General features: G+C 74.8%; 15 protein-coding genes. 8 read left to right on the top strand and 7 right to left on the bottom strand.

The window, feature by feature from the left end; translation table 11 throughout:
• Positions 1–12 precede the first annotated feature (12 nt).
• Positions 13–783, bottom strand: a complete 771-nt coding sequence (locus OG624_RS08670) for a glycerophosphodiester phosphodiesterase family protein (RefSeq protein WP_033226184.1) — start codon at positions 781–783, stop codon at positions 13–15.
• A gap of 226 nt (positions 784–1,009) precedes the next feature.
• Between OG624_RS08670 and OG624_RS08665 the strand changes: the two genes are divergently transcribed.
• Positions 1,010–2,512, top strand: coding sequence for an SCO1417 family MocR-like transcription factor (locus OG624_RS08665; protein WP_033226185.1), 1,503 nt, complete (start codon positions 1,010–1,012; stop codon positions 2,510–2,512).
• 24 nt (positions 2,513–2,536) lie between these two features.
• On the opposite strand, the gene OG624_RS08660 is transcribed toward OG624_RS08665, so the two are convergent.
• Entirely contained in the window at positions 2,537–4,132 is a 1,596-nt protein-coding gene (locus OG624_RS08660; protein ID WP_371639288.1) for a hypothetical protein, read from the bottom strand.
• A gap of 69 nt (positions 4,133–4,201) precedes the next feature.
• Positions 4,202–4,396, bottom strand: coding sequence for a hypothetical protein (locus tag OG624_RS08655; RefSeq protein ID WP_030031218.1), 195 nt, complete (start codon positions 4,394–4,396; stop codon positions 4,202–4,204).
• Positions 4,397–4,725: 329 nt separating this feature from the next.
• On the opposite strand from OG624_RS08655, the gene OG624_RS08650 reads away from it, so the two are divergent.
• Both OG624_RS08650 and OG624_RS08645 read left to right on the top strand, forming a co-directional pair.
• Positions 4,726–5,148 (top strand): ankyrin repeat domain-containing protein, encoded by a 423-nt coding sequence (locus OG624_RS08650; protein ID WP_051763938.1) that lies wholly within the window; start codon positions 4,726–4,728, stop codon positions 5,146–5,148.
• A gap of 332 nt (positions 5,149–5,480) precedes the next feature.
• A complete protein-coding gene (locus OG624_RS08645; protein WP_033226188.1) occupies positions 5,481–6,878 on the top strand; it encodes a hypothetical protein in 1,398 nt (465 codons plus the stop codon).
• A gap of 255 nt (positions 6,879–7,133) precedes the next feature.
• On the opposite strand, the gene OG624_RS08640 is transcribed toward OG624_RS08645, so the two are convergent.
• Genes OG624_RS08640 through OG624_RS08630 form a run of 3 tightly spaced genes read right to left on the bottom strand, consistent with a single transcriptional unit; the run spans position 7,134 to position 9,383 of the window.
• Positions 7,134–8,003 carry a biotin-dependent carboxyltransferase family protein gene (locus OG624_RS08640; RefSeq protein ID WP_326747654.1) on the bottom strand — a complete coding sequence of 290 codons (870 nt, stop codon included), beginning with the start codon at positions 8,001–8,003 and terminating at the stop codon, positions 7,134–7,136.
• Positions 7,996–8,619 (bottom strand): 5-oxoprolinase subunit B family protein, encoded by a 624-nt coding sequence (locus OG624_RS08635; RefSeq protein WP_161294259.1) that lies wholly within the window; start codon positions 8,617–8,619, stop codon positions 7,996–7,998. The genes OG624_RS08640 and OG624_RS08635 overlap by 8 nt, the downstream gene beginning before the upstream one ends.
• Positions 8,616–9,383 carry a LamB/YcsF family protein gene (locus tag OG624_RS08630; RefSeq protein WP_033226192.1) on the bottom strand — a complete coding sequence of 256 codons (768 nt, stop codon included), beginning with the start codon at positions 9,381–9,383 and terminating at the stop codon, positions 8,616–8,618. Before OG624_RS08630 ends, OG624_RS08635 begins: the two co-directional genes overlap by 4 nt.
• Positions 9,384–9,509: 126 nt before the next feature.
• On the opposite strand from OG624_RS08630, the gene OG624_RS08625 reads away from it, so the two are divergent.
• From OG624_RS08625 to OG624_RS08615, 3 genes are all read left to right on the top strand, one after another.
• Complete coding sequence (locus OG624_RS08625) at positions 9,510–11,015, top strand: hypothetical protein (protein WP_033226194.1); 1,506 nt, start codon at positions 9,510–9,512, stop codon at positions 11,013–11,015.
• A 307-nt stretch (positions 11,016–11,322) separates the two neighbouring features.
• A complete protein-coding gene (locus OG624_RS08620; RefSeq protein WP_371587453.1) occupies positions 11,323–12,225 on the top strand; it encodes a hypothetical protein in 903 nt (300 codons plus the stop codon).
• A 75-nt stretch (positions 12,226–12,300) separates the two neighbouring features.
• Positions 12,301–17,016: a hypothetical protein gene (locus OG624_RS08615; RefSeq protein ID WP_371639287.1), complete on the top strand. Its 4,716-nt coding sequence runs from the start codon at positions 12,301–12,303 to the stop codon at positions 17,014–17,016.
• Between the two features lie 123 nt (positions 17,017–17,139).
• Here the strand turns inward: OG624_RS08615 and OG624_RS08610 are convergent, their stop codons facing one another.
• Positions 17,140–17,589: a hypothetical protein gene (locus OG624_RS08610; protein WP_033226198.1), complete on the bottom strand. Its 450-nt coding sequence runs from the start codon at positions 17,587–17,589 to the stop codon at positions 17,140–17,142.
• Between the two features lie 433 nt (positions 17,590–18,022).
• Between OG624_RS08610 and OG624_RS08605 the strand changes: the two genes are divergently transcribed.
• Both OG624_RS08605 and OG624_RS08600 read left to right on the top strand, forming a co-directional pair.
• Complete coding sequence (locus OG624_RS08605; protein ID WP_371587451.1) at positions 18,023–20,866, top strand: sensor histidine kinase; 2,844 nt, start codon at positions 18,023–18,025, stop codon at positions 20,864–20,866.
• Positions 20,863–21,300 carry a roadblock/LC7 domain-containing protein gene (locus OG624_RS08600; RefSeq protein WP_030016314.1) on the top strand — a complete coding sequence of 146 codons (438 nt, stop codon included), beginning with the start codon at positions 20,863–20,865 and terminating at the stop codon, positions 21,298–21,300. Before OG624_RS08605 ends, OG624_RS08600 begins: the two co-directional genes overlap by 4 nt.
• Positions 21,301–21,327: the final 27 nt, after the last annotated feature.

Raw genomic sequence — 21,327 nt, 5'->3', positions numbered from 1 at the left:
GTGAAGGGCGAGTCAGGCCCAGGCCCCGCGCCCGTCCAGCACCGTGCGCAAGATGTCGATCCGGTCGGTCATGATGCCATCGACACCCAGGTCGAGGAGAGCCTCCATACGTTCCGGTTCGTTCACGGTCCAGACGTGCACCTGGAGTCCCCGCTCGTGCGCGGTCCGTACGAACCGGCGGTCGACCACGCGGATGCCCGCCTGGGTCTCCGGCACCTGCGCGGCCACCGCGCCCACGCGCAGCGCCGCGGGAATCGCGTACGAACGCAGCCGCAGGCCGAGCACCCCACGTACGCCGTAGGAAGTTGCCAGCCGGGGCCCGGCGAGCTTCTGGGCGCGCGCCACCCGGCTCTCCGAGAACGAGCCCACGCAGACCCGGTCCCAGAGCCTGGCCCGGGCGATCAGGTTGACCAGCGGGTGCAGCGCCGACTCGGCCTTGATGTCGATGTTCCAGCGGGCGTCCGGGAACTCCTCCAGCAACTCCTCGAAGAGCGGCAGCGGCTCGGTGCCCCCCACCCGGGCCTCGCGGATCCGCTTCCAGGGCAGCTCGGCGATCCGGCCCTGGCCGTCGGTGGCCCGGTCCAGCGTGGAGTCGTGGAAGGCGACGAGCTTCCCGTCCACCGTGGCGTGCACATCGGTCTCGAAGTACCGGTAGCCCGCTTCGGCGGCCCGTCGGAAGGCGGCGGCGGTGTTCTCCAGCCCGTCCGCGGCGCCGCCCCGGTGGGCGAAGGGGATCGGAGCCGGGTGGTCCAGATACGGATGGCGAAGGCGTACGTGCGTCACGGCGGCAGTATGCCTCGTGTCACCCGTGGGGAGGGTGCGGCCCGATGGCTGCGTGATGAACGGCGCGCCGTCGCGGCCGTTCGGAACGCACCACCGGAGACGCGAATACCCCCCACCCCTGGTCCGGGTGGCCTCCGGCGTGACAGGGTGGAGGGGCGGAAGCAATCCAATACCGGCCGCGCCCCCGGTCGGGCGAGGCCAATTCGACGAAGGTGGACCGGACAGCATGGCCGAATGGACCTCAGCGGTCGGTGCCGCACAGCTCGCCCGTCTCATCACCTCCCAGCAGGAGCGGCCCAGCGTCCCCGGGACGCGCAAGCTCCCCGCCTACCGGACCCTCGCCGACGGCATCCGCCTGCTCGTCCTCGAAGGCCGTGTCCCGGTCGCCGCCCGGCTGCCCGCCGAGCGGGAACTGGCCGTCGCCCTCTCCCTCAGCCGCACCACCGTCGCGGCCGCCTACGAGGCCCTGCGCGGCGAGGGGTTCCTGGAGTCCCGTCGCGGCGCCGGCAGCTGGACCTCCGTCCCGGCCGGGAACCCGCTGCCCGCCCGAGGCCTGGAGCCGCTGCCGCCCGAGTCCCTCGGCTCGATGATCGACCTCGGCTGCGCCGCGCTCCCGGCCCCCGAGCCCTGGCTCACCAAGGCCGTCCAGGGCGCCCTGGAGGAGCTGCCGCCGTACGCCCACACCCACGGGGACTACCCGGCTGGGCTGCCCGCGCTGCGCCGGATGCTCGCGGACCGCTACACCGAGCAGGGCATCCCGACCATGCCCGAACAGATCATGGTCACCACCGGCGCGATGGGCGCCATCGACGCCATCTGCAGCCTCTTCGCCGGCCGCGGTGAGCGGATCGCCGTCGAGTCCCCCTCCTACGCCAACATCCTCCAGCTGATGCGGGCCGCCGGGGCCCGCCTCGTCCCCGTCGCCATGGCCGACGGCCTCGGCGGCTGGGACATGGACGTCTGGCGGCAGGTGCTGCGCGATTCGGCCCCCCGCCTCGCCTATGTGGTCGCCGACTTCCACAACCCCACCGGGGCGCTGGCCTCCGAGGACCAGCGCCGGGCGATGGTGGCGGCCGCCCGCTCGGCCGGCACGGTCCTGGTGGCCGACGAGACCATGCTGGAGCTCCAGCTGGACCGGGAGCTGGAGATGCCCCGCCCGGTGTGCTCCTTCGACCCGGCCGGCAGCACGGTCATCACCGTCGGCTCGGCCAGCAAGGCCTTCTGGGCCGGCATGCGGATCGGCTGGGTCCGCGCCGCCCCCGACGTGATCCGCAGCCTGGTCGCCGCCCGCGCCTACGCCGACCTGGGGACGCCGGTGCTGGAACAGCTCGCGGTGAACTGGCTGATGCGGACCGGGGGCTGGCAGGAGGCCGTCGGGATCCGCCGCGAGCAGGCCCGGGAGAACCGCGACGCGCTGGTCGCGGCGGTCCGACGGGAGCTGCCGGACTGGGAGTTCGACGTGCCCCGGGGCGGGCTGACCCTCTGGGCCCGCGCGGGCGGGCTCTCCGGCTCGCGGCTGGCCGAGGTGGGGGAGCGGGTCGGCGTACGGGTCCCCTCGGGGCCGAGGTTCGGTGTGGACGGCGCCTTCGAGGGCTACGTCCGGCTGCCGTTCACCGTGGGCGGGCCGGTGGCCGACGAGGCCGCCGCCCGGCTGGCGGCGGCGGCCCGGCTGGTGAGCACGGGCGCGGGCGGCAGCGGGGCGGAGCCGCCGCGCACGTTCGTGGCGTAGTCGGCCCGGCCCCGCCCGGCGGGGCTACGGAGCCTCCGCCGCGACCTCCGGCTGCGCGTCGAGGGCGGCCGGTGCCCGGAGCGACTTGGCGGACAGGAGGCGGTGCGGGCCCGGCTGCCGCTCCGGCAGCAGTTCCAGTACGGCCTGGCGGTACGCCGGGTGCGCGGCCTCGTCGTACGGGTCCGGGGTGGCGGGCACCTGCAGCCGGTGCACGGGCCCGGTGCCGAGCCGGGCGTATCCGCGCCCCGGCGGCACCTGGGCCGTCGGGGTGGTGTGCGGCGGCAGCCCCAGGACGTCCGCGACCTGCTGGACGGCGGCGGGCCCGAGCACGACACGGGCGCGGGTGTGCTGCCAGACGGCGTCGTTCAGCAGTTCCAGGTGCCCGAACTGCTCGGCCACCACCACCGTGACGTGCGCGGGCCGTCCGTGCCGCAGCGGCACCTGCAGCTGGGCCAGCGGGTCGGGGCCGCCCTCGGCGACGGCGAGATGGGCCAGCACGCTCGGCTGGTCCAGCAGGATCCACAAGGGGCGCCGGGTGTCCTCGGGGGCGGGCCGGCCGACCTCCCGGGCCCGGTGGGTGGCGATGAGTCGCCGTTCGGTCTCCTGCGCGGCCCATTCCAGGGTGGCCTGCGCCCCCGTCGGCCCGCATTCCACGGCGAGGACCCCGACCCGGCCGGACAGGCAGGAGTACTCGCCGCTGCCGCCGCCGTCGACGATCAGTACGTCGCCCCCCTGCCGCAGGGCCTGCAGGGCGACGGAGCGCAGCAGGGTGGAGGTACCGCTGCCGGGTTGGCCGACGGCCAGCAGGTGGGGCTCGGCGGAGCGGGGCCCGGTGCGCCAGATCACCGGCGGTACGTCCCGGGGCTCGTCGCCCTCCAGGACGGGCAGGGTGCGCTGTACGCCGCCGGCGTCGGTGAAGCCGAGCACGGTCTCGCCGGGGGAGGTGACGAACGGCTGGGCGGCGATGCCCGTCGGCAGCGCCGCCAGCACCCTCAGGTCGAGCTGGTTGCCCTCCTCGTCCCAGTCGAAGAGATACTCCCGTCCGCGCCCGGACTTGGCGTGCAGCAGTGACTCGATCCGGGCCCGTGAGGTGGCCTCGCCGTCGGTGAAGTAGGCCGGGTAGCGGATGTGGAGCCGGGTGATGCGGCCCGCCTCGTCGAACTCGTAGCCGCTGAAGGCCTTGTCCCAGTCCCCGCCGTGGGCGAAGAGCGGACTCGGGTCCTCCGGGATGGAGAAGTACGGCACGAGGGCTTCGTAGAGGGAGCCGAGCCGTTCGGTCTCGGCATCGCTGGGTCCGGTCTTCGCCGGGGTGCGGTCGCGTCCGTGCCAGGCCGCCGCCGCCATGAGGGTGATCAGGGCGAGGAGGGGACCGTAGGGGACGAGTGCGACCACGAGGACGCAGGCCGCCCCGAGGAACAGCGCGGGACCACGCTTGTCCTTGGGGGTCTGCATCCACCGGCGCCGTCCGGCCGCGGCCAGGATGCGCAGGCCGCGTCCGATGACGAGGAGCGGATGGAGGACGTCCGTGGCACTGTCGGCGGCCGTGCGAGCGAGGTCGCGGCCCCGGGCCAGCGACATGGTGCCGCTGCTGAGGATGCGGGGAAGTGGGCGCCGGGCCACGGGCGTCTCCTGGAGTTGTGGGTGTGACGGTGTTCCGGGTGCTGCTGGTGTCGCTGGGTGACGGCCGGGCTAGAGCTTGATCCCGCCGAGCAGGCTCGCGAGGCTCGCCGTGCTGGCCGTGATGCTCGGGGCGATGGCGGAGCCGGCGAGGAAGAAGCCGAAGAGCGAGCAGACGAACGCGTGCGTCAGCTTCATCCCGTCCTTCTTGAAGAAGAGGAAGCAGATGATGCCGAGCAGGACCACGCCTGAGATGGACAGGACCATGAGGTTTTCTCCTGGTTGGTGGGGACAGTCACCATCAGTTGTTCCAGGCTCACAGGAAGTATCAATGCGACAAAAGGTGCATACGGGTGAATTCATGGGTTTTTCACTTGACCGGCTCAGCCTGGGTGGCGTGCCCGGCGCACGGTGCGTCGAGGGTGATCATTGCCTCGGCCCGACCCGGACATGTGCAGGCCAGGGCGCTACTCTGGCGATTCACCCGTACGGACGCAGCGCCGTGCGCCCCCCTGCCCGCCCGGCCCCGGCCGGGTCCTCGACGTCGTGACGGGCAGGCGGACCATGTCAGCAACGAGTGAAAGGCGGTACGAACCATGAGCGAGCACGCAGCGGACGGCTCCGGTTCCCAGGACGTCCCCGACGAGGACGTCATCGAGCTGGCCACCAAGATCTTCGACCTCGCCCGCCAGGGTGAGACCGAGGCGCTCACCGCCTACCTGGACGCCGGAGTCCCGGCGAACCTCACCAACGACCGCGGCGACACCCTGGTCATGCTCGCCGCCTACCACGGCCACGCCGACGCCGTGTCGGCCCTCCTGGCCCGCGGCGCCGAGGCCGACCGAGCCAACGACCGCGGCCAGACCCCGCTCGCCGGCGCGGTCTTCAAGGGCGAGGAGGCCGTCATCCGCGCGCTGCTCGCCGGCGGGGCCGACCCGAAGGCCGGAACCCCCTCCGCCGTGGACACGGCGCGCATGTTCGCCAAGGCCGACCTGCTGGAACTTTTCGGAGCTGAGTAGTCCGGTTTTGCCTGGGATCTGGCGCGGCCTGGGCGCATCCGGACCTCACAGGTTGGTCACGGCGGCCATAAATGTGGTCGCGGCGCACAAACCGGCTGGGTCATCATGGCGTCGGATTCGATTCGCGAGCACGGGGGACGGGCAGAAGCGGGCAGGACACGAAGGGTGTGCCGGCCCGGCCCGGCCTCCATGGTCACGAAGCACCGACGAGAGTGAGAAGGCAATGGTCTACATCGAGCGGAACATGACGGCGGACGTCCTCACATGCTGTTACGCGGCCCTGTGAATCCCGATTCCCGGTTGCGTCCCCAGCTTGATTTGAGGCCATTCCCATGTTCGAACCAGTCATAGCACCGAGCGGTACCCTGCTCGGGCTCCTTCAGCGGGGCCGTGGCGACGGCACGCTGCACGCACTCGCGGCACCCAGGGCGGAGGCCCTCGAGGCCCTCAACCAGTGCGTGCTCCGCGACCCGCGCCAGGACTGGCAGGTCGAGAACCGCTCCTTGTACTACGCCCGGCTCTACCTGGACCTCGCCGGTCCCCTGGGCGAGATCGAGGCACACCTCTTCAGCGCCGACGACCTCGTCGACGAGGAGGACCACCGCACGGGCCTCGCCCTGTCCGTCCTGGGCCACCTGGCCTCCTACGGCCGCGACGACGCGCTCATGCTGCTGCGCCGCTACGCCGCCTCCGGGGCCAACTGGGCCTGGGCACTCGACGAGCTGGCCCTGCGCGACGACGACGAAGGCCTGCGGTCCCTGGCCGCGGCCGTCCTCGCCCGCTTCCCCGCCACGGCGGAGGGCGAGGCGCGGCTGGCCGCCGCCGTCCGCGACGCCTACGAGCCCCGCCCGTGGTGCCTGTGGGAGGAGACCCCCCAGTACGGGGAGCGCCTGCGCGCCGCCCGTCAGCAGGGCTCCTTCGACCGCTGGCAGCGCCAGATGACCCCGAGCGGGCCCCGTCCCGGCTGGGGCGTCCAGGCCGTCTTCGACTGGGCCGCCGACGGCCTGCGCCGCGGCACCCCGCTGCACGTCCCCGCCGCCCGCTGCCTGGCCGCCGTGGCCCAGCCCGAGGACCGCTCCGCGATCCTCGCGGCCGCCGCCGGCGCCGACGGCGAGGCCGCCCGGGCCACCGCCCTGCACCACCTGGTCCTCGCCGAACCGGACAATCCGGCCGTGCTGGACCTCATCGAAGCCGCCGCCGACGAGCCCGCCGTGGCCGCCTACGAGCGCATGTGCGGCCCCGAGGCCGTCGAACGGGCCCGACGCTGGGTCCACCGCCCCGACGCGCTCGGCGAAGCCGCCGCGGCCATCCTGGCCGCCCGCGGCGGCGCCGAGGACGCCGGCCTGGTCCTGGGCGCCCTGCGCTCCACCGTGCGCGGTGCGGGCCCCGACACCCGGCGCCTGTTCGCCCTGGTGGACGGCGCCGGCCGGCTCGCCGTCGGCTGCGCGGCCCCCGTGCTGCGCCACATCTACCGCGAGACCGCCTCGTCCCACCTGCGCGGCCGGGCCGCACGGGCCCTGGCCAGCACCGACCCCTCCTTCGCGGCGGGCTTCGCCGTCGAATGCCTGTGGGACTGCGAGGAGACCACCCGCGAGGTGGCCGCCCGCCACGCCGAGACGGCCGACGCCCGCGTGGCGCCCCGGCTGCGTCGCCTGGCCGCCGATCCGGCGGAGGAGGAGGACGTCCAGTCGGCCGTCCGCAGCCGCATCGCCCCGGAGTCTGCGGTGTAGCCCCGCCGGCAACCCCACCGACACCACGCGGCCCGGCCCCCTGACAGAGGGGGCCGGGCCGCGTGCTGTCGACCGCGTGCGACCGCGGAGCGCGATCAGGGCGCCATGGTGGCCGGTGGGCCGGTGGGCCGGTGGGCCGGTGGTTCGGGTGGGCCGCCCCATCCGCTGCTGCGCCTGGAAGGCCTCCCGTCCTCCCCGCGCCGGGGACCCGGTCGGCCCCTCACCCGGTACTCGGCCGAAGCCCCCTCGAACGTTTCACCGGGCCGCCGAGAACCGCACCGGAACACCAGGCCGGGCCTGGGCCGCCGCGTCCAGGGCCGGGCCCGGCGGGACCACGCCCACCACCGGGTAGCCGCCCGTCACGGGGTGGTCCGCCAGGAACACCACCGGCAGTCCGTCCGGCGGCACCTGGACCGCGCCCAGCACCATGCCCTCGCTCGGCAGCTCGCCCGCCCGGGCGCGGACCAGCGCGGAGCCCGCCTCCGTGCGCAGCCCGATCCGGTTCGACAGCGCCGAGACCCGGAACGCCGACCGCCACAGCCCGGCGAGGGACGCCTCGGTGAACCAGTCCGCCCGCGGCCCGAGCCGCAGCGGGAGCACCAGCTCCGAAGGGGGCCCGGGCAGGCCGCAGGCATCCGCCCCCGGAGCCGGATCCGGGCCCGGCGGGCCCACCGGCAGCGCCATCCCGGCCGCCAGGACCGGCGGCCCCAGCCCCGACAGCAGGTCCGTGGAGCGACTGCCCAGGACCGGCGGGACGGCCAGGCCTCCCCGCACCGCGACGTAGCCGCGCACGCCCGACTCCGCCCGGCCCACCTCCAGCTCCGCCCCGGCCGGGAGCCGGACCGGTGCTCCCCAGGCCACCGGGCGACCGGAGATCCGTACCGGACAGGGCGCGCCCGTGACCGCCACGGTGGTCGCAGCCAGGGCCCGTAGCCCGACCCCGTCCAGGGTCGTCTCCAGAGCCGCCGCGTCCGGTGCGTTGCCGACCAGTCGGTTGGCCAGCGCGTACGCCGCCGTGTCGAGCGCTCCCGAGCGCGGGACCCCCAGGTGCGCGTACCCGGGGCGCCCCGGGTCCTGGACCGTGGTCAACGCCCCCGGCCGCACCACCAGCAGCCCCTCAGCCACGACCGTCCCCCTCCGTGAACCGGACCCGTACCCCGGGCGCGAAGAGCGCCGCCGGTTCCCGCCGCGGATCCCACAGCACCGCGTCCGTGGAGCCGATCAGCTGCCAGCCGCCGGGGGAGGAGCGCGGGTACACCCCCGCGTACTCCCCGGCCAGCGCCAGCGAGCCCGCCGGGACGGCCGTACGGGGCGACGCGCGGCGGGGGAGGTGGAAGCGCTCCGGCAGTCCCGTCAGATAGCCGAAGCCCGGCGCGAACCCGCAGAAGGCCACCCGGAAGTCGGTGGCGCCGACGATCCCCGGGACCTCCTCCGGTGCGACCCCCCACAGGCGGGCCACCTCCGCCAGGTCCGGGCCGTCGTACCGCACCGGGACGGTGACCTGCGGCCCCTGCGTCGGCGCGAGCTGCGGCACCTCCCACCGCGCGATCCGGGCACCGAGCGCGGCCGGGTCCCGGACGCCGTCCAGCAGCACGGTCCGCGCGGCCGGCACCAGCTCCCGTACGGGCCCCAGCTCGCCCGCGTCCCGGCGGCGCAGCAACTCGGCGTGGAGCGCGGCGACCTCGTCCGCCGAGTCCAGCTCGATCAGCAGCGCCTCGCCCCCCACCACCAGGGGCCTCACGCGAAGGCCTCCACCCGGACCCCGGCCGCGCCCAACGCCTCCCGGACCCGGCGGGCGAGCCCGGCCGCGCCCGGGGTGTCCCCGTGCAGGCACAGCGAGCGCGCGGCCACCCGGACCACCGACCCGTCGGCCGCCGTCACCGCGCCCTCGGCGGCCATCCGGACGGCCCGTGCCACGACCGCGTCCGGGTCGTGCAGCACGGCATCCGGCTCGCCGCGCGGGACCAGCGTCCCGACCGGCGTGTAGGCGCGGTCGGCGAAGGCCTCCGGTACGGGCGCGAGCCCCGCCTCCGCGGCGGCGACCAGCAGCAGCGACCCGGGCAGCCCGAGCACCGGCAGGCCCCCGGTGGCCCCGGAGCCGGCCGCCAGCCGGACCCCCGCGACCACGGCGGCGGCCTGGTCGGCATCGTGCACGGTGCGGTTGTAGAGCGCCCCGTGCGGCTTCACGTAGGACACCCGGGAGCCGGCCGCCCGCGCGAACACCTCCAGGGCCCCGATCTGGTAGGCCACCTCGTCGGCGAGCTCGCCGGGCGGCACATCCATGGAGCGCCGCCCGAACCCGGCCAGATCGCGGTAGGACACCTGCGCGCCGATCCGTACGCCCCGCTCCGCGGCCAGCTCGCAGACCCGGCGCATGATGGACGGGTCACCGGCATGGAAGCCGCAGGCCACGTTGGCGCTGGTGACGACGGACAGCAGGGCCTCGTCGTCGGTGAGCGCCCAGCGCCCGAAGCCCTCGCCGAGGTCGGCGTTGAGGTCGATCACAGCAGCGGATGCGATCATGGAATCCATGCGCCGAGCGTAGAGCAGGCGACCGGAGCGAAGGTCGGGACGATCCGGCCGAACCATGCCGTTTGGGATGTTGTCAGCAACAGGACCTAGTCTTTGTCCGTGACTCTCCCTGCCCCGGCGAAGACCCTTCCGTCCCCGGCGCCGGGCCCGGCCGCCGACGAGGGCCTGGCCCGGCGGCTGCGTGCCCTCGCCTGCACCGCCCCGCTGCACGACCTCGACGTACGCAAGGCCAATCTGGCCGGCGAGTACGGGGTCTACGCGATGGCGGAGGTCGCGCTGGCCGCGATCGACCTGGTCACGCTCAACATGGACTTCGACACGGGCGCCGACCACGAGCAGATAGTGGCCAGGCTGCTGCCGCGCGTCGCGGCCCAGGCCCCGAACCGCCCGGCGGCCGAGCACGAGCGGGTGGCCCGCTGGGTGCTGGAGAACCTGATCAACGTCGGCAGCGTGGACCGCGGCTTCCGCGCCATCTACGGCACCTTCGGCCCCGACGGCGTCTACGTCCGCCGGGACTACGACTTCAAGCTGATCGAAGAGGTCCCCGGCTACGGCGGCGTGGTCTACCTGCGCACCACCGACGAGGCCGTCAACGTCCTCGTCGGCGCCCTCGACACCGACGTCACCAGCGCCCAGATCGCCGCCGAGGTCAAACTGGAGGTGCTGATCAGCCGCGGCCGGCTGGCCGACGCCCAGCTCGCCGCCGAGCAGGCCCGCTACCGGACCGTGCAGTACGCCGAGACCCTGCGCCGCACCCTGGACGCGACCCGCCGCAACGTCCGGGCGGTGGACTGGCTGCAGGCCGTACCCGACATGATCGCCGAGGCCCTGGACCACGTCGCCGACCGCTACCGGCACGAGAACGCGATCCTGACCAACATCCGCAAGGCGCGCGACGAGGCGGAGGAGCCGGAGAACAAGCGGCGCGCGGCCGAACTCGTCGACATCGTCAAGGACTGCATCCGCCGCCACACCCAGCTCCAGTCCCGACTGCTGGACGCCGGCCCGCTCTTCCGCGCCGAACAGGACCGCCAGGCCTTCGCGGCCCCGGCGCCCCGCTCCGGCATCGACCTGTACGGCCAGCTCGTCGCCCCGCTCCTGCCCCTCCCCGTGGAGCAGGCGAGCCGCGTGACCGCCGCCTTCTTCGCCTCCGGCGCGGGGCTGCGCACCCCCGTCTCGGTGCGGGTGGCCGACCTGGTCGAGATCCTGCTGACCCCGCCCGTGGAGCGCGAGCACCTCGGCGCGGAGATGCCCGAACCGGACCTCATCGCCACCCCGGACGACAGCCGCTTCAGCGAGGAGCAGCTCGCCGCCGCGATGCAGCTCCTGGACCTCCCGCACGACGCCCCGCGCCGACTGTCCGGACTCCTCGCGGAGGCCCGCCGCAGCGATCCCGAACTGCCGTACCTGGTCGCGCTGCTGGCCGTCCACGCGGCGAGCCCGGCCGTCGGCACGGCCTACCGGCAGGGCGAGGAGCGGCTGCTCTTCGCCGTGGACGACGGCACGCAGCTCGACGACCACGAGTTCGGCGGTGCCGACCTCATCGTCGGCACCGCGCTCCTGGACGCCGCCGGCATGGCCGCGGACCGCGCGGAGGCCTCGTGACCGCCTCCGCCCTGGCCGGGCCACTGCGCCGGGCCACTTCAGCCGCGCAGGCTCCACATCCAGCCTCACCGGCCCCACATCCAGCCTCGCAGGCTCCGCATTCAGCCTCGCCGGCGTTTGAGCAGGGGGCACCTCCCAGCGGTAGCTGGGGGAGGGTCCGGGCGGAGCCCGGTGCCCGGCGGAGCCGGGTTTCCTGCGGCGCCGCCCCAGACCCCGCGCCTCGAACGCCGGCGAGCCTTGAAAGCCCGGCGCCACGCAGTGGACCCCGTACCGCCCGAACCACCCGCACCGCCGAGGAGACCCACCCGTGAGCGACCACCACGCCGAGCACCCCGCGTGGAGCGAGCCCGACGCGCCGTCGGCTCCCGTCGCGCCCGCCACCACAGGGTCCGTGACCCCCGCGGACGCCGCCGACGCGGCCCGGCTCGTGGCCTTCGGGCTGCAGCCCAAGCTGCTCCCGGCCCGGGACGCCGAGTACGGGGAACTCCTGCGCCGCTACCGCGAGGACCCCGCCTTCGGCCGGCTCGCCGACGCCGTCGCCACCGGCCTCGGCCTCGTCGTCCTGGAGGTGTCCCCGCGCGCCGGCATGGCCGTCGCCGCCGGCGAGGACTCCGTCTTCGCCGTCCGGATGGGCGACTACGCCCGCCGCACCGCCGCCGACTCCGCCGACCGCTTCCTGCACGGCCTCGCGCACCTCGCCGTGGCCGCCCTGGCCTTCCCGCGCCCCGAGGACCTCGCCGACGACGGCTACATCGGCCGCATCACCGTCAACGGCGTCGACGCCTTCGTCCGGCAGACCTGCCGCCGCCTGGAGGAACGCGCCGAGGAACTCGGCGAGAACACCGACCCGGCCTCCGACGCCCCCGGCCTGGAGGCAGCCTGGCGCGTCTACGCCCGCCGCAGCGCGACCGGCGCCACCAAGGACGCCCGCCGCCTCGCCGGCTCCACCACCGGCATCGTCGGCAAGGCGGCCGCCTTCCTCACCGACTCCGGCTTCCTCCAGCGCACCGGCGACGAGGCCGGCGGCACCTACCGCACCACCCCCCGCTACCAGCTCCAGGTCCGTGACATGGCGGGCAGCGCGGCGATGGCCGAGCTGCTGGAGCTCGGCGTGGTCCCCATCAGCGACGGCTCCGCCACCCTGCTGCCGCCGCCCGAGGGCGACGACCTGGACCTGGCCGCCGACGCCGGCCTCCCGTTCCACGCCTGAGCCACCGGGCCCCGCGGCCCGCGCCCCGATCCCCGTACGTCCTGCCTCACCAAGACACCACGAGAGTCCGCCGCCATGTACGAGCTGTCCCGGATCCGCCTCTACTCCATCGGGCCCGCCGGCGCGCGCTACGCCGACACCGTGCTCGACCTGCGCGGAGTCGGCGAGCCGGTGCCCCACCCGGCGCCGACCCAGGCGGAGTTCTTCGAGGACGAGCCCACCGGCCCGCCGCGCCGGCCCGCGCCCGCCGGTGTGCTCTTCCTGGAGAACGGCGGCGGCAAGTCCGTCCTCCTCAAGCTGATCTTCTCGGTGATGCTCCCCGGCCACCGCAACACCCTCGGCGGCGCCAGCTCCGGCGTGCTGCGCAAGTTCCTGCTCGCCGACGACTGCGGCCACGTCGCCCTGGAGTGGCAGCACACCCAGACCGGCGAGTGCGTGGTCGTCGGCAAGGTCAGCGAATGGCGCGGCCGCCAGGTCTCCAACGACCCGCGCAAGTTCGCCGAGGCCTGGTACTCCTTCCGCCCGGGCCCCGGCCTGAGCCTCGACAGCCTGCCCGTCGCCGAGGCCACCTCCGTACGCCCTCCCGTCGAAGGCGCCTCCGGGGCCCAGGGCCGCCGCCGCACGATGAAGGGCTTCCGCGACTCCCTCACCGAGGCCGGCAAGGCGTACCCGCACCTGGAGGTCTACTTCGAGGAGATCCACGACCGCTGGAACGAGCACCTCACCGAACTCGGCCTCGACCCCGAACTCTTCCGCTACCAGCGCGAGATGAATGCCGACGAGGGCGAGGCGGCCGGCCTCTTCGCGGTCAAGAAGGACTCCGACTTCACCGACCTCCTGCTGCGCGCCGTCACCGACACCCGCGACACGGACGGCCTCGCCGACCTCGTCCACGGCTTCGGCAACAAGCTCGGCCGCCGCGCCGAGCTCATGGCCGAACGGGACTTCACCGCCGGCTCGGTGGACCTGCTCACCCGCATCGTCGAAGCCGCCGGAGCCCGCTCCCGGCTGCGTGATGTGCACGCGGGCGCGGAACGCCGTACGCGCACCCTCGCCCGGCGGCTGTCCGCGCGCGCCGCCGAGGACCGCGGCCGGGCCGCCGACCTCGCCCAGCAGGTCACCGCCGCCGCCCACCAGGTCACCGCCGCGGAATCCGCCCGCACCCGCAGCGCCGCCGTCTCCGCCGAACTCGCCTACCGGCACGCCTCGCTGGCCCTGACCGTCGCCGACAAGGCCGCCGCCGCCCAGCGCCGCGAACTCCTCGAAGCCCGCACGCTGCACTCCGCCTGGCAGGCCGCCGAGAACGTGCTGCGCCATCGGGCCGCCGCCGACCGCTCCGCCCGCGTCGCCGCCGCGATCCTGGAGGCCGAGCGGGACGCCGCCCCGGCGCTGGCCGCCCGCGCCACGGCCGCCGGTGAGCTCGTCCGGGCCCTGCACACCGCCGCCGAGCACGGCGAGCGGCTCGCCAACGAGGAGGAGGAGCGTTCCGCCGCCCTCCAGGCCACCGGCGAGGCCTCGCACCGCGACGCCACCGCCGCCGCCACGGCCGCCCAGCGGGCCCGCAGCGAGGCCGAGCACCTGCGCTCCCGACTGGCCGAGGTCCAGCAGGAGACCGCCGAGGCCGTCCGCGCCGGCTGGCTCGACGACACCGCCCCCGACGCCGACCCGGCCCGCGCGGCCCTCGCCGCCACCGACGCCGAGAAGACGGCCGTGGCCGCCTGGGACGAGTCCCGGGAAGCCGCCCGGGCCGCCGCCGAGGCCGCCCGCGAGGCCGCCGCCGCGGAATCCCGCGCCGAACTCACCGCCGCCCGCGCGGCGGACGCCGCCGACGCGGCCGAGGCCGCCCACGAAGCGGAGCACCGGGCCGCGGCCTCCCTGGCCACCGCCCGGCGCCTGGCGGAGCTGCTGGGGCTGCCCTCGGTCCCCGACGCCTTCCTCCCGCACCCGCGCGCGGGCGCGCGGGCCGACGCCACCGTCGCGGCCACCACCTCCGGGACGGTCGGGCGCCCCGGAGCCGCCGGCGCCCAGGTCCCCGGCCACCCCGGGACCGCCGGGGGCGAGGGCCTGACCGTCACCGACCTCGACCGGAACGCCGACGACCTGCGCACCCTGCTGACGGACGGGGTCGCCGCGGCCGAACGCCAGCTCTTCGAGCTGCGCACCGCCGCCGCCGACGACGCCCGCATCCTCGGCGCGCTGGGCGACGGCGGCCTGCTGCCGCCCGGCCCGGACGTCCTGGCCACCGTGGAGTACCTCGGCGAGCACGGCATTCCCGCCCTCCCCGGCTGGCGCTACCTCGCCCAGTCCGTGGACCCCGCCGACCACGCCGCCGTCCTCGCCGCCCGCCCCGAACTCGTCGACGGCGTCGTCATCACCGACCCCGACACCCACGGCCGGGCCCGCGAGGTGCTGTCCGGCGCCGCCCTGCTGCCCCGCTCCACCGTCGCCGTCGGCACGGCCGCCGCCCTGCTGGCCCCGGCAACGCCCGCGGAGGCCGACTCCGCGGTGTCCAGCGTCTTCATCGTTTCGCCGAACCCGGCCATGCACGACGAGGGCGCCGCCGACGAGGAGCGCCAGGCGCTGCGCGCCCGCGCCGCCGCCCGCGACACCGAGATCCGTGACCTCGCGGCCCGCCTCGGCGGTGACCGCGAACTCGCCGCCCGCCTCGGCTCCTGGCGCACCGGCTGCCCGCCCGGCCGCCTGACCGAACTCGCCGAAGCGGCAGCCGCCGCCCGGATGTTCGCCGAGGAGGCCGACGCCGAGCTCGTGGAGGCCCGTACCGTACGCGCCGAGGCCGACGAGGCCGCGGCCGACGCGTCCCGGGTCCGCGAGGAGCGCCAGGACACCGCCCAGCGCGCCCGCCGCGTCGCCGACGCCCTCGCCGGGCTCGCCTTCCGACTGCGCGAGCGCGCCGGCTGGCAAGCCAAGCTCCGCGAACTCGCCGACGACGCCGCCGAGTCCGAGGCCCGCGCCGAGGTGTGCCTGGACCGGGCCCGCGCCGCCGACGAGGACCGCCGCGCCGCCCAGCGCGCCGCCGACGACGCCCGCCGCACCGCCCGCGCCCTGCGCGCCGAACGCGCCGAGATCGCCGGCGCCCCCGACCAACTGCCCGACAGCGACGGTGACACCCCCCGGGCGCCACTGCCCGACCTGCGCGAGGCCTACCGCGCGGCCTCCCAGCTCTACGAGAAGGTCGGCGTCGGCGCCGACCTGCGCGCCGAGCAGGCCCGCGCCGAGAGCGACGAGAGCGCCGCCCTCGCCGAACTCGACCGCCTCACCAACAAGGTCCGTACCCGGGCCGCCCAGCTCCTCGAAGGCACCGACGGCGCCGACGGCCCCTCCCGGCAGGCCGCGGCCGCCCGCGCCGAGGCACTCGTGCAGATGCTGGAGACCCGCGCGTCCACCGCGAGCGAGCAGCTCGGCCGGCTGCGCGGCGAGGCCGAACGGCACGCCCCCAGCGAGGGGGAGGCGCACACCGAACTCCCCGAGGAGCTCGTCCCCGAGGACGTCGACCAGGCCCAGGCCCTGCTGCGTACGGCCACCGCCCAACTCGCCGCCCACACCGCGGCCGTGGAGAGCGCCCGGGCCGCCCACGCGGACCTGCTGCGCGCCCACCGCACCGCCGAGGACGGCGCCGGCGGCTTCGACGAGACGGCGGCGATGCTCCGGGACCTGCTGCGCGACCACACCCACCAGGACGACGAGCAGGAGCCGGTACCCCACGCGGGCACCCTGGAGGAGGCCCGCCAGTCCGCCACCGAGGCCCGCCGCTCCCTGCGCGGCTGCGCGGCAGAGCTCTCGGCCGCCGATTCCGCGGTGCGCGAGGCGAGCGACATCCTGGTCCGGCACGCCAACGCCACCCGCTACGAGCAGGTACGCACCCCCGCGCGCCAGCAGATCCGGGAACTGCCCGCCTCCGCGCTGCCCGAGCACGCGGCGGCCTGGGCCACGGCCTTCGCGCCGCGGCTGCGCGTCCTCACCGACGAACTGGCGCAGCTGGAGCGCAACCGCGACAGCATCGTCGACCGCCTGCGCGGCCTCGTCGAATCGGCCCTGGCCACGCTCCGCTCCGCGCAGCGGCTCTCGCAGCTCCCCGAGGGCCTCGGCGAATGGTCGGGCCAGGAGTTCCTGCGGATCCGCTTCGAGGAGCCGGACCAGGCCACGCTCACCGAACGGCTCGGCGAGGTCATCGACGAGGCGACCCGCACGGCCGTGAAGAAGAACAGCAGCGCCTCCTTCGGCGAGGGCCGCCGTGACGGCATGTCCCTGCTGCTGAGGGGCGTCCAGGCGGCCCTGGAGCCCAAGGGCATCTCCGTGGAGATCCTCAAGCCGGACGCCGTGCTGCGCGCCGAGCGGGTGCCGGTGGGGCAGATGGGCGACGTGTTCTCCGGCGGGCAGCTGCTGACCGCCGCGATCGCGCTGTACTGCACGATGGCGGCGCTGCGCAGCAACGACCGCGGCCGCGACAAGCACCGGCACGCGGGCACGCTGTTCCTCGACAACCCGATCGGCCGTGCCAACGCCACGTACCTGCTGGAGCTCCAGCGGGCCGTCTCGGACGCGCTCGGTGTCCAACTGCTCTACACGACCGGTCTGTTCGACACCACGGCCCTCGCCGAGTTCCCGCTGGTGATCCGCCTGCGCAACGACGCGGACCTGCGGGCGGGTCTGAAGTACATCAGCGTCGAGGAACACCTGCGCCCGGGTCTGCCGCAGCAGTCCGCGGAGGCGGAGACCGTCCACGGCGAGATCACGGCCACCCGGATGTTCCGCCGCAGCGGCGTTTCCTGACACGAGAGGACGGCAGGTACGAGCACGTCGGCGTGCGGCGCCCCCGTGGGGACGCGGGCGCGCACGTCGGCATGCGGCGTCCTCCCGCGGCGCGCGGGCGCACCTACGCCGGTGCGGGGCGCGTCAGCGCGCTGAGTAGCGCCCGGAGGCCGCCAGAGGGCCGTCCTCGCGGGGTATTCGGCCCGCTGAGGCCTCCCGGGCCGCCCGGGCCGCCCTCCGGGCCTCCTTGCGGCGGCTGCGCGCCGTGCTGCTCGGCTCCGACAGGACCCCGTACCGCTGGTTCCAGGTCTGCCGCGTGATCCACACGTCCAGTACTCCCCAGGTGGCCACGATCGTCCCGGCTATCGCGCCGAGCCCCATCGGGAGGGCCAGCCAGGACCCGGTCAGGGTCAGGAAGAACGTGATCGTCGCCTGCGTCAGGGTCACGGCCACGATCAGCACCGCCCGCACCGCTGACGTCCGCACCGAATCCGGCATCCGGCGCCGCCGGACCGGCTCCTCGACCCACAGTCCTCGCCCGGCCGAGCCGGCACCCAGGCCCGCACCCACACCGCCGCCCTCGTCACTGCTCATGGTCCGCTCACTCCCCACCGCGCGGTCCGTCATGCCTGCTCGCCCTGCTCACTTGCCATGTGACGCGTCTGCCCCGCCACATCCGTCCCGCACGTCCGTTCCGACGCGCCCCCTCGTACAGACAGACGTTCGGCGGGGCCGGGAGATTCCCGGATCGCGGATACCTTCTCGCCTCGGAATGATCGCGGAACGAACAATTCCAGCCATCCATCGGGTTGCGGGAACTGACGCCCCACCAAGTGTCATCTGCCACATATCGGGCCGCTCTTGACCGGAAGTGTCGGACAACTGGTGATCTTCCTCCCGGGGTCAGGCCGAAAACGTCCGGACACGCCTTCGAAGCTGCCCCCCAGCAGTAGTAGGCTCACGCCGTTTAAATGACGGAACACCGACCCCCGGTAACGGGGTTGACCTGGGGGAGGCTGGGGAGGCCATGCGCTTTCGCGGGAAGTCCATCCGCCGGAAGATCGTGGCGTTGCTCCTTGTGCCGCTCGTCTCCCTGACCGCCCTCTGGGGCTTCGCGACAGTCATCACCGGCCGTGAGGCCCTCCAACTCTTCGACGTGGCCTACATCATCGACAAGGTGGGCTACCCCGTCGAGGACGTCGCCCGCGTCATCCAGAAGGAACGGCGCCAGACCCTGGTCGTCCTCGGCGACCCCCGGGCCGCCGCCGCCACGGCCGAACTCACCAAGCGCCGCGCCGAAACCGACCTGGCCGTCGAGCGGATCACCGTCAGCGCCCGCGACTCCAAGGTCATCGACGAGCTGAGCCCGCAGAGCGCCCAGCGCCTGCGCTCGATCGTCTCCGCCTTCCAGGGCATCGGCACCATGCGCCGCTCCGTCGACCAGAACGCCCTGGACCCCACGCAGGCCCTGGATCTCTACAACCGGCTGGTCGACCCCTGCTACGACTTCCTCATGAACCTCCACGGCCTGGACAACGTGGAGGTCGACAAGGAAGGCCGCGCCCTCGTCGGCATCAGCCGCGCGCGCGAACTGCTCTCCCGCGAGGACGCCGTCATCGCCTCCGCCCTCGCCGCGGGCAAGATCACCGCTCCCGACGTCCGCCACGTCTCCGACTTCGCGGCCAAACGCACCCTGCTCTACGAGTTCAACCTCGTGACCCTCCCCGCCGAGGACCGGGAGGACTTCGAGCAGTACTGGAAGAACCCCGAGACCCAGCCCCTGCGCGACGCCGAGGAACGCTTCATATCCGGCGGCGCGGTCAACAAGCCGCGCAACCTCACCGCCGCCCAGTGGGACGAAGCCTCCACCAAGGTCCTCGACGACCTGGCCGCCATGAACACCGCCGCCGGCAACCGCTACCAGGAACGCATCGAGCCCGTCGCCATGGACGTCATGGTCCAGGCCGCGGCCGCCGGCATCCTGGGCTTCCTCGCCCTGGTCTTCTCCCTCGTCCTGTCCGTGCGCATCGGCCGCGACCTCGTCCGCGACCTGTCCCGGCTGCGCAAGGAGGCACACGAGGCCTCCGGCGTCCGACTGCCCAGCGTGATGCGCCGCCTCGCCGCCGGCGAACACGTGGACGTGGAGACCGAGTCACCCCACCTCGAATACGAGAAGGACGAGGTCGGCCAGGTCGGCCAGGCCCTCAACACCCTCCAGCGCGCCGCCGTCGAGGCCGCCGTCAAGCAGGCCGACCTGCGCCGCGGCGTCTCCGAGGTGTTCGTCAACCTGGCCCGCCGCAACCAGGTGCTGCTGCACCGCCAGCTGACCCTCCTCGACACCATGGAACGCCGCACCGAGGACACCGAGGAACTGGCCGACCTCTTCCGCCTCGACCACATGACCACCCGCATGCGCCGGCACGCCGAGGGCCTCGTGATCCTCTCCGGCGCCGCACCCTCCCGCCAGTGGCGCAAGCCCGTCCAGCTGATGGACGTCGTACGCGCCGCCGTCGCCGAGGTCGAGGACTACGAGCGCATCGAGGTACGCCGGCTCACCCGCCTGGGCATCGTCGGCCCGGCCGTCGCCGACGTCACCCACCTCATCGCCGAACTCCTGGAGAACGCCACCGTGTTCTCGCCGCCGCACACCGCGGTCCAGGTGCACGGCGAGCGCGTCGCCAACGGCTTCACCCTGGAGATCCACGACCGCGGCCTCGGCATGACCCCGGAAGCGCTGCTCGACGCGAACCTCCGGCTCGCCGAGACCCCCGAGTTCGAGCTCTCCGACACCGACCGCCTCGGCCTGTTCGTCGTCAGCCGCCTCGCGCAGCGCCACAACGTCAAGGTCGTCCTCCAGCCCAGCCCGTACGGGGGCACCACCGCGGTGCTCTTCCTGCCCGCGGCCCTGCTGACCGAGGCCCCCGAGACCAACGGCGCCGGCGCCCGGTTCGACGGCGCCCGCGCCGCGGCCAAGCCCCTGCGGTCCGACAAGGCCGGCCACCTCGGCCGCGCCGGGTCCGAGCGGCCCACGCCCGCCGCCATGGAGCGCGCGACGTCCGGCCGCCGGCTGCCCGTCGCCGAACTGCGCGGACCCGTCGAGCTGGAGGCCCCGCTCCCGGCCGGCGGCCTGAACGGCCTGGACGGCCTCGACGACGCTGCCGCGCTCGACGACGCCCCCACGGCGATCACGAGCCGCACCGGCGGCGCCGGCCGCCCGGTCATGGCCACGCTCGACGACGAGACCCCGCCGAACGGCATCCCGCGCAGCGCCCTCCTGGGCCTGCGCCCGGCGGACCGGCCGCACACCGACCGGCACGCGGAGCGGCACGCGGACCGGGGCGGCTCCCGCAAGGGCGACCGCGACCGCGAGTCGCTCGCGCCCACCGGCCCCGTCCGGCTGGACACCCAGCGGGTGGAGGCCCCGCGTGCGGACGACTCCCGCTCCCAGGGCGCCGTACCGCTGCCGCGTCGCCGCCCGACCCCGACTCTGGTCGCCGACCACGGCCGCCGGGTGGAACCCCGCCCGGTGTCCGTGGTCCCGCAGCCCGCCCCGGCCGCAGCGGCCGGGCCCGAAGCCGGATCCGACGCGGGGGCCGCCGCACCCGGCCCCGGCATCGGCGGGCTGCCCCGCCGGGTCCGCCAGGCGAGCCTGGCGCCCCAGCTCAAGAAGTCCCCGTCCGCCGCACCCGCCGAAGCCGCCCCCGACCAGGTGGCCGACCGCGACGCGGATGACGTACGTACGCGCATGTCCGCACTCCAGCGTGGCTGGACGGCGGGCCGCAACCAGCACGCACAGCAGAAGTCCGAGACCGAGGCAGGCACATCCGCCGCCGGCGGTCCCGCGAACGAGAACGAAGGGGACGGTCGATGACCGCACCGCAGACCGGCAACGACACCAGGGGCCGCGGCTCCGGCCCGCTCAACTGGCTCCTCGACGAGCTCGTCGACCGGGTCGGCTCCATCCGCAAGGCGGTGGTCCTCTCCGGCGACGGCCTGCCCACCGGCAGCTCCAAGGACCTGACCCGCGAGGACAGCGAGCACCTGGCCGCGGTCGCCTCCGGCTTCCACAGCCTGGCCAAGGGCGTGGGCCGGCACTTCGACTCCGGCCGGGTCCGCCAGACCGTCGTCGAGCTCGACGAGGCCTTCCTCTTCGTCATGGCCGCGGGCGACGGCAGCTGCCTGGCCGTCCTGGCCGACGCCGACTCCGACGTCGGTCAGGTGGCGTACGAGATGACGCTGATGGTCAAGCGCGTCGGCGACCACCTGGCGACCGCCCCGCGCACCGGGCTGCCAGCCGGAGGGTGAGTCGTAGGGCATGAGTGATTCAGGCCA

The organism is Streptomyces virginiae, from assembly GCF_041432505.1.
Classification (GTDB): Bacteria; Actinomycetota; Actinomycetes; order Streptomycetales; family Streptomycetaceae; genus Streptomyces; species Streptomyces virginiae_A.
This window is presented reverse-complemented; position numbering and strand designations above follow the sequence as displayed.

Excerpts from the sequence above, each read along its gene's own strand:
- OG624_RS08610 (WP_033226198.1), bottom strand. The coding sequence starts at position 17,589 with ATGAGCAGTGACGAGGGCGGCGGTGTGGGTGCGGGCCTGGGTGCCGGC.
- OG624_RS08665 (WP_033226185.1), top strand. The coding sequence starts at position 1,010 with ATGGCCGAATGGACCTCAGCGGTCGGTGCCGCACAGCTCGCCCGTCTC.
- OG624_RS08650 (WP_051763938.1), top strand. The coding sequence starts at position 4,726 with ATGAGCGAGCACGCAGCGGACGGCTCCGGTTCCCAGGACGTCCCCGAC.
- OG624_RS08645 (WP_033226188.1), top strand. The coding sequence starts at position 5,481 with ATGTTCGAACCAGTCATAGCACCGAGCGGTACCCTGCTCGGGCTCCTT.
- OG624_RS08605 (WP_371587451.1), top strand. The coding sequence starts at position 18,023 with ATGCGCTTTCGCGGGAAGTCCATCCGCCGGAAGATCGTGGCGTTGCTC.
- OG624_RS08655 (WP_030031218.1), bottom strand. The coding sequence starts at position 4,396 with ATGGTCCTGTCCATCTCAGGCGTGGTCCTGCTCGGCATCATCTGCTTC.
- OG624_RS08600 (WP_030016314.1), top strand. The coding sequence starts at position 20,863 with ATGACCGCACCGCAGACCGGCAACGACACCAGGGGCCGCGGCTCCGGC.
- OG624_RS08615 (WP_371639287.1), top strand. The coding sequence starts at position 12,301 with ATGTACGAGCTGTCCCGGATCCGCCTCTACTCCATCGGGCCCGCCGGC.